The following is a 12,320-nucleotide window of genomic DNA, read 5'->3' as shown; positions in this document are numbered from 1 at the left end:
ATCTCCTTGACCCGAGGTCTTTATCTACCGGCTAGTAACCTTACTCTGAATGCTACCCGCGGGTAACAGTGGATATGCGTGGCATGCTCATCTCCATGGACGCCGAAGAACTCGCCGTGCGCTGGCGAGAGCGCCTTGACTCGTGGGCCATCCCGCCCGAGATCCTGGCCAAGGCCCACGCCGATCCGTGGGGCCACTCCCCGACCCGTTTCGCCGCGCGTACCGACCGGGCGCTGGCCGAGCCGGACGACGGTCCCACGATGACCCGGCTCGCGGAGGCCCTGCCGGAGGGAGGCACGCTCCTGGACGTCGGCGCCGGCACGGGCGCCGCCTCGCTGCCGCTGCACGGGCGCGTGGGACGGCTGTACGCGGTCGACACCTCCGCCGCGATGCTGGCCGAGCTGGCGCTGCGCGCCGACAAGCTGGGCGTCGCGCACACCACGGTCGAGGGACGCTGGCCCGACGTGGCCGACCAGGTGCCGGTGGCGGACGTGGCGGTCGCCGCGCACGTCGTCTACAACGTGCCCGACCTGGCCGGATTCCTGCGCGCCCTGGACGCCCGTACGAGCGGCCGCGTGGTGATCGAGCTCGCCCACCGCCACCCCATGAGCTGGATGACCCCGCTCTGGGAGCACTTCCACGGAGTGAACCGTCCCGTGCGCCCCGTCGCCGAGGACTGCGTCGCGCTGGCCGCGGCGCTCGGGTTCCGGGTCCGGGTGGAGGAGCGGGAGGCCCCGCTGGAACGATTCAGCAGCCTGGAGGAGCTGGCGGCGGGCGCCTGCCGCCGGATCTGCCTCGACCCGGCACGCGCGGAGGAGGTCGCCGAGACCGCGCTCTCCATGGGCATGTGGCCGCTGCCGCGCGAGCGCTGGGTGACGATCTGGTGGGACTGACCTCCGGGCGCCCGGGTGGTCGGGGACTTATCAGGGACGATCCCCGATGTGGCCAGGGTGGCCCGCGAGGCACCCTGGCCGTATGAACGAAATCACTCGACGCGACGAAGTCTCGCTGTCCGGCGCCGCGCTGCGCGGCGCGCCCTGGAAGGCCGCGGCCGTCGGCGGCGGTGTGGTGGCCGGTGTCAGCTTCGGCCTCGGGGTCCTGCTGCCCGGTGACGCCAACCTGGTGTGGGCGCTGGGACTCGGCATCAACCTGTTCGCGCTGATCGCCGCGATCGGCGCGGTCTCCAAGCCGGACGTCGGCGACCGGGTGACCCGGCAGGCCCGCCAGTGGGCGCTGAACCACCCCTGGAAGTTCGCGCTGCTGCCCGCCGGCATCGCCACCGTGCTCGACTACCCGGTGCAGCTCGTGCTCGACTCCGAGGGCGTCTTCGGCTCGGCCTTCCAGTCCGTCTGGCACGGCGTGCTCGTGTACGTCATCGCGGGCATCCTCACGATGACCGTGAAGGGCCGCGCGCGCTCGTCCTCGTGAGGCCGGTGGGACGTCAGCCCAGCAGGCCGTCCCGCTCGGCCTGGTTCCGGGTGACGCAGAACTCGTTGCCCTCGGGGTCGTGCATGGTCACCCATCCGGTCCCGTCGGGCTTGCGGTGGTCCTCGAAGATGGTGGCGCCCAGCTCCAGCAGCCGCTCGACCTCCTGGTCCCGGCTGCCCTCGACGGCGTTGACGTCGAGGTGGACGCGGTTCTTGCCGGCCTTGCCCTCGGGGACGCGGATGAACAGCAGGAACGGGTCCTGCTTCGTGCGGAGCATGATCTCGGGGTCGCCCGGGTGGTCGTCGTCTCCGAGCGGAAGCCCGGTGACCTTGCTCCACCAGCTCCCCAGCTCGTACGGGTCGGCGGCGTCGATGGTCACGGCATGGATCTCAATCATGCGATCACCCAACCGCGACACCGGTGAAGCCGTCAAGCCGGTTACTGGCATGATGCCCGATATGCCGGACATCGTACTTGTGGAGCTGGGCGTGGACGACGTGGAGCGTCTGCGGGAGATCAGGCTGAGAGCGCTGCTGGACGCGCCGGGCGCGTTCGCGTCCACGTACGCCAGGGAGAAGGATTTCCCATCCGAGACGTGGGCGGAGCGGCTGAGCGCCCCCGAGTCAAGGTGGCTGGTGGCCACCGACGGCACGGCCGACCTCGGGCTGGTGTGCGCCCGCCAGGAGGAGGACGGGGTCCATCTGCTGGCGATGTGGGTGGCGCCGGAGGCCCGGGGCCGGGGGATCGGCTCGCTCCTGGTGGACGAGGTCGTCGCCGGGGCCCGCGCCGCGGGGGCCGAGGAGGTGCGGCTGTGGGCCGTGGACTCCAACGCGGCCGCCCGTGCCCTCTACCTGCGCAAGGGGTTCACCCCGACGGGCCAGACGATGGCGCTGCCGTCCGACCCCGAGGTCGGCGAGTCGCAGTACGCGCTGTCGCTGCTGTTCCGCCGGGCCAGGGCCGAGGACGTGCCCGCGATCGTGGCCCTGCTGGCCGACGACCCGCTCGGCGCGCGGCGCGAGGGCGACCCGAACGACGAGCGCTACCTGAAGGCGTTCGCCCGCATCGACGCCGACCCCTACGACGAGCTGATCGTGGCCGAGGTCGGCGGCAAGGTCGTCGGCACCATGCAGCTCACCTACCTGGCCGGCCTGTCGAGGCTGGGCGCCGAGCGCTGCCAGATCGAGGCGGTCAGGGTCGCCGCCTCCACCCGGGGCCAGGGCCTCGGCCGCAAGATGATCAGCTGGGCCGTGGACCGGGCGCGCGCCCGGGGCTGCGCGATGGTGCAGCTCACCTCCGACAAGTCCCGCGCCGACGCGCACCGCTTCTACGGCTCGCTCGGCTTCACCGCCTCCCACGAGGGCTTCAAGCTCGCGCTGAGCTGACCCACCATCCACCGGCACCATTCGGCGCGGTGCCGCTCGTAGCCGAGCCCGCACCGCAGCGCCGCGTAGTTGCCGAAGCGGGGGTCGCCCGGGTCGGGAGGCCCCCCGAACAGCTCCTCCTCGCGCTCGTACTCGGCCAGCCGCTCCTCGTGCGCCCGCAACTGCTCGGCGAACAGCCGCCTGACCAGCTCGGGGTCGGCCAGCCACGAGGCGTACGTCTTGAGCACCAGCTCGTCGCGCTCGGGCCGCCCGCGCGGCGGCTCGGTGATCCACGCCCGCAGCGCGTCCCCGCCCTCGGGCGTCAGCCGGTAGACCTTCTTGTCCTGCGGGCCGGGCCCGTGCCGGGTCTCGAACGCGACCAGACCTCCGGCCGTCAGCTTCTGCAGCTCGGCGTGGATCTGACTGTGCCCGGCCGTCCAGAAGTACGACACGGGCCGTCGCATGGCGGCGGCGATGTCGTAGCCCGTGCGCTCGCCCCGCGCCAGCACGGCGAGGATCGCGAAACCAAGCGTTGAGGTCATCGTGTGCCAAGGATATTCTGCCGGCAGACTATGTCACTTCTGACATAGTCTGAGGAGAGGGGACGGGCATGCGCGCGATCATCGGCTCACGGCACACCGGGTGGGGAGGCGCCGGCCTGGCGGGGCTCGTGGCGCTGCTGACCGCCTGCGGGGGCACGGCCGGCACCGCGGCGGCGCCGTCCCCGACATCTCCGATGCCGGCGACGTCGGCACCGGCCAGGCCTTCGGTGACGCCGTCACCCGTCGTCACCGGCCCGAACGTCAGCGGCTGCTTCACCGAGAAGGACGGCAGGATCTTCACCCACGGCGACGACCTGCCCGGCGTCATCACGGGCAAGGGACCGGTCGGCGTGGTGATCACGTACGAGCGCAACGGCAGCGTCTGCACCTGGCGCCCGCTCTCCGACCGTCTCGTGGGGGCCGGCTACCGCGTGCTGCTGTACGCCAGGGACAGCAGGGTCCCGCCGGAGGACGTCGCCGTGGCCATGGGCAAGCGGCTGGCCAAGGAGAAGGGCGTCAAGCGCCTGTTCTTCGTGGGCGGCTCGATCGGCGCCACCACCGCCCCCCTCGCGGCGGCCAGGATGCGCGGCAAGACGGCCGGGGTCGTCGCCCTGTCAGGCTCGATCGACCCCGCCGACGCCGCCGCGATCACCGCGCCGCTGCTCCAGATCGGCACCGAGAACGACGGCTACGGCGGCGCCGCCGACCTCCGGGCCGCCCACGACGCCGCCACCAAGGCGGCCGCCAACGAGCTGCTCCTGGTCAAGGGCGAGAGCGCCCACGCCTCCGCGATGTTCGGCGCCTCCTACGGCCCGCAGGTGCTCGACCGCATCCTCACGTTCATGGACCGGCACCGTTCCTGAACGACCACAGTTCTTGATCAACCACGGTCAGCAAGGGCTGACCTCGACCAGGTTGTCGTGGTAGACCGCGCCCCGGCCGAGGTCCGCGTCGGCCTCCCGTACCACCGCGTTCGGGTTGGCGCCGCCCGGCACGTGCTTCGGCCAGTGCCCCTTGGGCGAGGCGACCACGCCGCGCGCCACCCGGTCGCTCACCTCCACCTCGGCCAGGAACTCGCCGCCCGCGTTGTGCACCCGCGCCCGCCGCCCGCTCTCGAGCCCCCGCTCGGCCGCGTCGGCCGGGTTGACCAACACCACCGGGTCCTTGGCGCGGCGCCGCAACTCGGGGTTGTTGGCGAACGTCGTGTTGAGGAACGTGTGCGCCGCCGGCGTGATCAAGGTCAGCGGGTACGGCCCGCGCCCCGCCTCCCGCGCCGACATCGACGGCACGTACGCCTTGCCCCGCGACGGGAAACGCATCCGGCCGGACGACGTCGGGAAGCCCTCGGCGAACGGCGTGAACGGCTTGGGATAGTTCATCCGCACCCAGCCCTCCTTGCGCAGCCGGTCCAGCGTGACGCCCTCCAGCGACGGATGGCCACTGGCGAGGAGCTGCTCGGCCAGCTCCAGGTCCGAGTCGTACAGGGACGGCTCGTTCAGGCCCATGTGCCGGGCCAGGCGGCGGAACGTCTCCGTGGTGGACAGGCATTCGCCGGGCGGCTCCACCGCGGGCTCGTTCCAGTGGAGGTACATGTGGCCGTAGCCGGCGTGCAGGTCGGCGTGCTCGGTCTGCATCGTCGCGGGCAGCACGATGTCGGCGTAGTCGACCGTGTCGGTCGGGAAGTGCTCCATGACGACCGTGAACAGGTCCTCGCGGGCCAGCCCGCGCCTGATCGCGCCGGTGTCGGAGGTGGAGCCGAGCGGGTTCGCGCCGTACACCCACAGGCACTTGACCGAGTCCAGCTCCGAGGCGAGGCGCGTCATCGTCAGCGTGCGGACCGGCTTGGCGAGCAGGTCGTCGCGGGTGTCGATGTTCAGGTGGACGTGGCCGCTGGTGGAGTAGGCCACGCCGCCGCCCGGGTGCCGCCAGTCGCCGGTGACGGCGGGGATCGCGGCGATCGTGCGCATCGCCGTGCCGCCGCCCTCGTGCCGCTGGATGCCCATCGTGGCGCGGATGGCGGTCGGCCGGGTGCGCGCGAGCCGCGTCCCCAGGCTGTGGATGTCCTCGGCCGGGATGCCGGTGATCTCGGCCACCCGCTCGACCGGGTAGGCCAGGATCTCCTCGCGGAACGTCTCCCAGCCCGTCGTGTGCCGGGCCAGGTAGTCGTCGTCCTGCGCACCCTCGGCGAGCACCACGTTGAGCAGCCCGAGGGCGAGCGCCGCGTCCGTGCCGGGCCTGATCGCCAGGTGCCGGTCCGCCTGGTCCGCGGTCCTGGTGCGGATCGGGTCGATCGCCACCACGTACGCGCCGTTCGCCCGGGCCTCCTGCACGAACTTCCACAGGTGGTGGCCGCTGGTCAGTGTGTTCGTCCCCCACAGCAGGATCAGCCGCGACAGCGCGAAGTCCTCGGTGTCCATGCCGCCGGGGGTGCCGTTGGCCAGGGTGAGACCGGAGTTGCCGGCGCTGGAGCAGATGTTCAGCCAGTGCTTGGAGGCGCCCAGCACGTTCCAGAACCGGCGGCCGGCCACGCCCTCGCACCCCTGGAGGTAGCCGAGCGAGCCGGTGCCCGCGTACGGCCAGATCGCCTCGCCCCCGTGCTCCTCGACGATCCCGCGCAGCCGGGCCGAGATCTCCTCCAGGGCCTCGTCCCACGTGATCCGCTCGAACCGGCCGGAGCCCTTGGGGCCGGTGCGGCGCAGCGGGTACAGGATGCGGTCGTCGGCCCGGGTGTGCTCCAGGTAGCGGTTGACCTTCACGCACAGAGCGCCGCGCGTGTAAGGATGGTCCGGGTTGCCGCGCAGCTTCACGGCCTGGCCGTCCTCGACGGTAACCACCCATGAGCAGCCGTCGGGGCAGTCCAGCGGACAAGCCCCCAAAACTCGCAATTCACCCGACATGCGCCCCAGCTTATGACGGGTGAACGAGCCTGGCACGGGGTGGCCGGAGACCTCCGTCACGCGGCACGGCTCCGGCGGCGGTAGAAATCGAAGGGAAGAGCTCGTCGTGCGTCACCCCTGGTGCGGTAACCGAGGTGACGATTGGGGACACTAGCGGCCAAAGATCGTACGGTCCGGTCGGGAAGGTGCAGAATCGCTGTCGGTGGCCGACATCAGGGAACGTGAAGACACGGGGGACCTCTCGGAAGGGGATCCGGCCGTGGCTGAAGCGCGCCCGGACCACGACGTGTACGTGGTCGAGCCGCTGCTGCCCCAGCGCCTGCGCCGCCCCTCCGACCTGCTCCGCTTCCTCGCCACGCTGGTCGCCATCGTCGGCGTGATCGTCATCGCGCTCGTCGCCAAGCAGACCCTGAACGGGCTGGAGAAGGACGTCACCGAAGGCGCCACCCGCCTGCCCGAGCTGCTGAGCCGCGTCGCGACGTTCCTCGGCGGCGCCGCGCTGCTCGTCGTGCCCGTCGCCTTCGCCGTCGAGCGCGTCTTCCACCGCGACGGCCTGCGCGTCGCCGAGGGCCTGGTCGCGGCCATCCTCGGCATGGTCATCGCCTTCCTGCTCGGCGGCTGGATCGTCACCGCCGCCCCCACCGACCTGCGCCTCCTGCTGACCGGCAACCGCGACATCGAGCCGCTCAACACACTGCTCACGTCGGTCATCGCCTACTCCACGGCCGTCCGCATCTCCCGCCGCCCCACCTGGCGGGCCCTCATGTGGACCGTCATCGGGCTGTACGCCCTCGCCTTCTTCACCGGCTACCAGATCACGCTCGTCGGCGGCATCATCACCGTCCTGCTCGGCATGGCGGTCGGCTACGGCACCCTGTACGGCGTCGGCAGCCCCAACACCCGGCCCCCGGGCAACGCCGTCGTCGCCGCCCTGCGCAAGCTGTCCTTCACGCCCGTCTCCGCCCGCCGCATCGACGACGACCACCAGGGCAGCCGCCGCTACGCCATCGGGCTCAAGGACGGCAGCAGCCTCGACGTCACCGTCCTCGACCGCGACCGTCAGGTGGCCGGCCTGCCGTACCGGCTGTGGCGGCGCATCCGGCTCAACTCCGAGACCCGCCGCCGCGCGATCCGCTCGCTCCGCGCTGAGCTGGAGCGCGAGGCGCTCATGGCGTACGCCGCCCAGGCGGCCGGCGCGAGCACGCCCCGCCTGCTCGGCACCAGCGAGATCGGCACCGAGGCCGCACTGCTCGCCTACGAGCACCTCGACACGCGGCCCCTGGACGACGTTCCGGACGCCGAGATCGACGACAACGTGCTCGCCCAGATCTGGGAGCAGATCGAGCTGCTCCAGATCCAGCGCCTCGCCCACCGGCGGCTCACCGGCGAGGGCATCCACCTCGACCAGGCCGGCCGCGTCGTGCTGACCGACGCCCGCAGCGGCGAGATCGCGGCCGGCGACCTGCTGCTCCGGCTCGACGTCGCCCAGCTCCTCACCTACCTCGCCCTGCGCGTCGGCCCCGAGCGCTCCGTCCGCGCGGCGGCCGCCGTCATGGGGCCCGACGCGCTCGCCGCCGCCCTGCCGCTCCTCCAGCGCATCGCGCTCACCCGCGAGACCCGCGCGGCCCTGGCCAAGGACAAGGCCCTGCTCGGCAACCTGCGCGAGCAGATCGTCGCGCTCAAGCCGCAGGGCAAGGCCGAGGAGATCCGGCTGGAGCGCTTCCGGCCGCGCACGCTCGTCACGATCATCGCCAGCACCCTGGCCGCCTACTTCCTGCTGTCGCAGCTCAGCCGGGTCAACCTCGCGCAGGTCGTCACCACGGCCGACTGGGCGTGGTCCGGGCTCGCGCTGGTCGCCTCGTTCGTCAGCTTCGTGGCGGCCGCGCTCATGCTGCGCGGGTTCGTGCCCGAGGCGCTGCCCCTCTGGCGTACCGTGCTCGTGCAGTTCGCGGCGTCGTTCGTCAAGCTCGTCGCGCCCGCCGCCGTCGGCGGCGTCGCCATCAACACCCGCTACCTGCAGAAACGCGGGATCTCACCCGCCTCGGCGGTGGCCAGCGTGGGCGCGTCGCAGCTCGTCATGATGATCTTCCACATCGCGCTGCTGCTGCTGTTCGCCTACATCACCGGGTCGAGCACCGCCACGTCCTTCACCCCCTCACGCGGGCTGGCCGTGGCGCTGCTCGCGGTGGCCGTGCTCGTCGTGGTGCTCCTCGGTGTGCCGCCGCTGCGCCGGCTCGTCACCGGGCGCATGCGGCGGCTGTTCTCCAACGTGCTGCCGCGGCTGCTCGACGTGCTCCAGTCGCCGGCCAAGATGATCGAGGCCACCTTCGGCACCCTCATGATCACCCTGGCGTTCGTGGCCTGCCTCGACGCGTGCGTGGAGGCGTTCGGCGGCTCCATCAGCTTCACCACCGTCGCCGTCGTCTACCTCACGGCCAACGCCATCGGCTCGGCCGCGCCCACACCCGGCGGGCTCGGCGCGGTCGAGGCCTCGCTCACGCTGGGCCTGACCGTCGCCGGGCTGCCCGCCGAGCTGGCCACCTCGGCCGTGCTGCTGTACCGGCTGCTCACGTTCTGGCTGCCGGTGCTGCCCGGCTGGGCGTCCTTCACGCACCTCCAGCGGCACGAGGCCCTGTGATCCGGTCGATCTCCCGCAGCTCGTCCTCGGTGAAGGGCGGCCCCTGCAGGCAGGCCACGTTGTCCTCCAGTTGCCGCACACTGCTCGCGCCGATCAGCACGCTCGTCACCCGCGGATCGCGCAGCGTCCACAGCAGCGCCATCTGCGCCAGCGACTGACCGCGGCCCCGCGCGATCTCGTTCAGGTCGCCCGCCAGCTCACGGTCGATCTGGTCGGCGCTCAGGAACCTGCTCGTCGCCGCCCGCGACCCGGCCGGCACGCCCTCCAGGTAGCGGTCCGTCAACAGCCCCTGCGCCAGCGGCGAGTAGACGATGCAGCCCATGCCCACCTCCTCCAGCGTGTCCAGCAGGTCACCCTCGATCCACCGGTTGATCATCGAGTACGACGGCTGGTGGATGAGCAGCGGCGTCCCCAGCTCCCGCATGATCCGGGCCGCCTGGGCCGTCTGCTCCGCCGAGTAGTTGGACACGCCCGCGTACAACGCCTTGCCCGAGCGCACCGCCCGGTCCAGCGCGCCCATCGTCTCCTCCAGCGGCGTGTCCGGGTCGGGACGGTGGCTGTAGAAGACGTCGACGTACTCCAGCCCCATCCGCTCCAGCGACTGGTCGAGGCTGGCCAGCAGGTACTTGCGCGAGCCCCACTCGCCGTACGGGCCGGGCCACATGTCGTAGCCCGCCTTCGTGGAGATGACCAGCTCGTCCCGGTACGGGGCGAAGTCCTCGCGGAAGATCCGGCCGAAGTTCCGCTCCGCCGAGCCGTACGGCACGCCGTAGTTGTTGGCCAGGTCGAAGTGCGTCACCCCGAGGTCGAACGCGCGGCGCAGGATCTCCCGCGACGTCGCGACCGGCCGGTCGTCGCCGAAGTTGTGCCACAGCCCCAGCGAGACGGCCGGAAGCCGCAGCCCGCTCCGGCCGCTGCGGTTGTAGGGCTGCCGCTCGTAGCGGCCCTCGTCCGCCGTGTACGTCACGCGGCACTCCCGTCGGCGCCCGTCTGGATGATCCAGGACAGCGCGAACGCCTCCTCCCGCCAGGCGTCGTAACGCCCGCTCCGGCCGCCGTGACCCGCGCCCATCTCGGTCTTCAGCAGGAACGGCCCGCCGTCCGCGGTGGCCCGCAGCCGGGCGATCCACTTGGCCGGCTCGTGGTAGAGCACCCGCGTGTCGTTCAGGCTGGTGATCGCCAGGATCGGCGGGTACGGCCGGCCGTCGACGTTCTCGTACGGTGTGTAGCTCTTCATGTACGCGTAGACGTCGGGATTGTGCAGCGGGTCGCCCCACTCGTCCCACTCGATCACGGTCAGCGGCAGCGACGGGTCGAGGATCGTGTTGAGCGCGTCGACGAACGGCACCTCGGCCACGACGCCCGCGAACTCCTCCGGCGCCAGGTTGACGGCCGCGCCCATGAGCAGCCCGCCCGCCGAGCCGCCGCGCGCCACCACCCGCTCACTGACGCCCGCCTGCTTCAGGTGCCGGGCCGCGGCCACGAAGTCGGTGAACGTGTTGCGCTTCCTGGTGAGCTTGCCCTCCTCGTACCAGCGCCGGCCCATCTCCCCGCCGCCGCGCACGTGGGCCACCGCGAACACGAAGCCCCGGTCCAGCAGCGACAGCCGCGGCACCGAGAAGCCCGGGTCGATCGAGGTCTCGTAGCTGCCGTAGCCGTACAGGACGGTCGGCGCCGGAGTGGCGGTGTCCTTCCGCTTGACCAGGGAGATCGGCACCCGCGTGCCGTCCTCGGCCGTCGCCCACTCACGGAACTGCTCGTAGTCGTCCGGATCGTAGCCGCCCAGCACCGCCCGCCGCTTCAGCAGGATCAGCTCGCGGGTCGCCAGGTCGTAGTCATAGACGCTCGACGGGGTGACCATGCTGGTGTAGCCGAGCCGAAGCCTCTCGGTGACGAACTCGGGGTTGCCCGCGGGGCTCACGTCGTACAGCGGCTCGGGGAACTCGATCTCGTACGCCGAGGTGCCGGCGGCGGCCTCGGCCCGCTCGCGCCAGCCGCCCTCCGCGGCTCCGCCGTCTTCGGTGTACGGGAGGACGCGGATGCCGGTGAGGCCGTCGCGCCGGAAGTGGACGACGGCGTGGCTCGCGAACGCGTCGATCTCCAGCAGCCGCGTGTCCTCGCGGTGCGCGATCAGCGGCGTCCACGCGCCCGGGTCGTCGAGCGGGGCAGTGGCCAGCTCGAAGTTCTCGGCGTTCTCGTTGTGCAGCACGTAGAAGAAGTCGCCCGCGTGCTCGACGCCGTACTCCACGCCGACCGTCCGGGGACGCACGACCCGGAACTCGCCGGTCGGGTCGGCGGCGTCCAGGATGCGCACCTCACTGGTGATCTTGCTGCCGGCGCCGAGAACGAGGTACTTCTCGCTGCGCGTCAGGGAGACGCCCACCCAGTACCGCTCGTCGGACTCCTCGTAGACCAGCACGTCGTCCCGCGTGCCGAGCGTGTGGCGGTAGACCTGGTACGGCCGCCACGCGTCGTCCACGCGCGTGTAGAAGAACGTCGAGCCGTCGGCCGACCACGCGCCGCCGTAGAAGATGTCCTCGATTTCGTCGTCCAGCGCCTCGCCGGTCGCGAGGTTCCTGAACTTCAGCGTGAAGCGCTCGGCGCCCTTGTAGTCGGTGGAGTAGGCGAGCATCCCCCCGTCGGGGGAGATGGCGCTCACGCCGACCGAGAAGAAGGCGCTGTCGCCCGCCAGCTCGTTGCCGTCGAGGATGACCTCCTCCCGGTCGAGCCGCTCACCGGGAGTGATCTCCGGCGGGGTCTCGCCGGTCGCCGGCACCCGGCATGACACGGCGTACTGCTTGCCCTCCTCGGTGCGGGTGAAGTACCACCAGCCGCCCTTGCGGCTCGGCACCGACAGGTCCGTCTCCTGGACGCGGCCCTTGATCTCCTGGAACACCTGCTCCTGAAGATCTCCCAAATGGGCGGTCTGCTCCTTGAGATAGGCGTTCTCCGCCTCCAGATAGGCGACCGTGTCCGGGTCGTCCTTGTCGGCGAGCCAGGCGAACTCGTCGATCACGGTGTCACCGTGGTGGGTGCGCTCCGTCGGAACCTTCTTCGCCACCGGGGGCGTCGTCGCGTCGCCGGGGGCCTGGCTGCTCGCTTGGGTTTCGCTGCTCACGTGGGGAGTCTATGTTCGGCCGTAATCCTTCCGTGGCCGCGAGGCTCGGCGAAGACGGCTCAAGCAGTCGGACGCGCTGCTAATCTTGTGAAGCCGACGCGGTGCGGCACAACCATCCTCCTCCACTCCAGTGGATTCGGCATGGGCTGTGTCGTTGGTCGTCGACAACCTCCCTCTGGCGAGTCGGTTCGGAGCATGGCTGCGGGCTGGTAAGTTAGAGGGGTTGCCCCGGAAACGGGGTAAGTCGGAATTCCGGAAGCGCCGAATTTGACAGTAAATCGGATCGCTGAAAGAATAAAGACACAACGAAAGACCGAAACGAAAAGCGCCTCTCGCA

General features: G+C 71.2%; 10 protein-coding genes and 1 pseudogene. 6 read left to right on the top strand and 5 right to left on the bottom strand.

What is annotated here, in order from left to right; all coding sequences use genetic code 11:
- Positions 1 to 95 precede the first annotated feature (95 nt).
- Positions 96 to 893, top strand: a complete 798-nt coding sequence (locus tag AB0H64_RS38110) for a class I SAM-dependent methyltransferase (protein ID WP_357634781.1) — start codon at positions 96 to 98, stop codon at positions 891 to 893.
- 82 nt (positions 894 to 975) lie between these two features.
- A complete protein-coding gene (locus AB0H64_RS38105; RefSeq protein ID WP_310717202.1) occupies positions 976 to 1,428 on the top strand; it encodes a hypothetical protein in 453 nt (150 codons plus the stop codon).
- A gap of 13 nt (positions 1,429 to 1,441) precedes the next feature.
- On the opposite strand, the gene AB0H64_RS38100 is transcribed toward AB0H64_RS38105, so the two are convergent.
- Positions 1,442 to 1,825 (bottom strand): VOC family protein, encoded by a 384-nt coding sequence (locus AB0H64_RS38100; protein WP_357634778.1) that lies wholly within the window; start codon positions 1,823 to 1,825, stop codon positions 1,442 to 1,444.
- On the opposite strand from AB0H64_RS38100, the pseudogene AB0H64_RS38095 reads away from it, so the two are divergent.
- Both AB0H64_RS38095 and AB0H64_RS38090 read left to right on the top strand, forming a co-directional pair.
- Positions 1,800 to 2,297: pseudogene (locus AB0H64_RS38095) on the top strand (GNAT family N-acetyltransferase); the annotation flags it as partial. The gene AB0H64_RS38100 and the pseudogene AB0H64_RS38095 sit on opposite strands and share 26 nt — an antisense overlap.
- A 15-nt stretch (positions 2,298 to 2,312) precedes the next feature.
- Positions 2,313 to 2,810 carry a GNAT family N-acetyltransferase gene (locus AB0H64_RS38090; protein ID WP_357634903.1) on the top strand — a complete coding sequence of 166 codons (498 nt, stop codon included), beginning with the start codon at positions 2,313 to 2,315 and terminating at the stop codon, positions 2,808 to 2,810.
- Here AB0H64_RS38090 and AB0H64_RS38085 read toward each other — a convergent pair.
- Complete coding sequence (locus tag AB0H64_RS38085) at positions 2,753 to 3,331, bottom strand: helix-turn-helix transcriptional regulator (protein WP_357634776.1); 579 nt, start codon at positions 3,329 to 3,331, stop codon at positions 2,753 to 2,755. The two genes, AB0H64_RS38090 and AB0H64_RS38085, sit on opposite strands and share 58 nt — an antisense overlap.
- A gap of 68 nt (positions 3,332 to 3,399) precedes the next feature.
- Between AB0H64_RS38085 and AB0H64_RS38080 the strand changes: the two genes are divergently transcribed.
- On the top strand, positions 3,400 to 4,194 hold the full coding sequence (locus AB0H64_RS38080; RefSeq protein WP_357634773.1) for a hypothetical protein: 795 nt from the start codon (positions 3,400 to 3,402) through the stop codon (positions 4,192 to 4,194).
- A gap of 27 nt (positions 4,195 to 4,221) precedes the next feature.
- On the opposite strand, the gene AB0H64_RS38075 is transcribed toward AB0H64_RS38080, so the two are convergent.
- Positions 4,222 to 6,228, bottom strand: coding sequence for a molybdopterin oxidoreductase family protein (locus AB0H64_RS38075; protein WP_357634770.1), 2,007 nt, complete (start codon positions 6,226 to 6,228; stop codon positions 4,222 to 4,224).
- A gap of 259 nt (positions 6,229 to 6,487) precedes the next feature.
- Between AB0H64_RS38075 and AB0H64_RS38070 the strand changes: the two genes are divergently transcribed.
- Positions 6,488 to 8,866 (top strand): lysylphosphatidylglycerol synthase transmembrane domain-containing protein, encoded by a 2,379-nt coding sequence (locus tag AB0H64_RS38070; RefSeq protein ID WP_357634767.1) that lies wholly within the window; start codon positions 6,488 to 6,490, stop codon positions 8,864 to 8,866.
- On the opposite strand, the gene mgrA is transcribed toward AB0H64_RS38070, so the two are convergent.
- Both mgrA and AB0H64_RS38060 read right to left on the bottom strand, forming a co-directional pair.
- Positions 8,835 to 9,833 (bottom strand): L-glyceraldehyde 3-phosphate reductase, encoded by a 999-nt coding sequence (mgrA, locus tag AB0H64_RS38065; RefSeq protein ID WP_357634765.1) that lies wholly within the window; start codon positions 9,831 to 9,833, stop codon positions 8,835 to 8,837. The genes AB0H64_RS38070 and mgrA overlap by 32 nt on opposite strands.
- Positions 9,830 to 11,983, bottom strand: a complete 2,154-nt coding sequence (locus tag AB0H64_RS38060; RefSeq protein WP_357634762.1) for a S9 family peptidase — start codon at positions 11,981 to 11,983, stop codon at positions 9,830 to 9,832. The genes mgrA and AB0H64_RS38060 overlap by 4 nt, the downstream gene beginning before the upstream one ends.
- Between the last annotated feature and the right edge of the window lie 337 nt (positions 11,984 to 12,320).

The sequence above is a fragment of the Nonomuraea sp. NPDC050733 genome, from assembly GCF_040654215.1.
Classification (GTDB): domain Bacteria; phylum Actinomycetota; class Actinomycetes; order Streptosporangiales; family Streptosporangiaceae; genus Nonomuraea.
The sequence above is the reverse complement of the archived record's forward strand: the minus strand, read 5'-3'. Positions and strand labels throughout refer to the sequence as shown.

Coding starts and splice junctions, on each gene's coding strand:
- AB0H64_RS38110 (WP_357634781.1), top strand. CDS start 96: ATGGACGCCGAAGAACTCGCCGTGCGCTGGCGAGAGCGCCTTGACTCG.
- AB0H64_RS38105 (WP_310717202.1), top strand. CDS start 976: ATGAACGAAATCACTCGACGCGACGAAGTCTCGCTGTCCGGCGCCGCG.
- AB0H64_RS38100 (WP_357634778.1), bottom strand. CDS start 1,825: ATGATTGAGATCCATGCCGTGACCATCGACGCCGCCGACCCGTACGAG.
- AB0H64_RS38090 (WP_357634903.1), top strand. CDS start 2,313: ATGGCGCTGCCGTCCGACCCCGAGGTCGGCGAGTCGCAGTACGCGCTG.
- AB0H64_RS38085 (WP_357634776.1), bottom strand. CDS start 3,331: ATGACCTCAACGCTTGGTTTCGCGATCCTCGCCGTGCTGGCGCGGGGC.
- AB0H64_RS38080 (WP_357634773.1), top strand. CDS start 3,400: ATGCGCGCGATCATCGGCTCACGGCACACCGGGTGGGGAGGCGCCGGC.
- AB0H64_RS38075 (WP_357634770.1), bottom strand. CDS start 6,228: ATGTCGGGTGAATTGCGAGTTTTGGGGGCTTGTCCGCTGGACTGCCCC.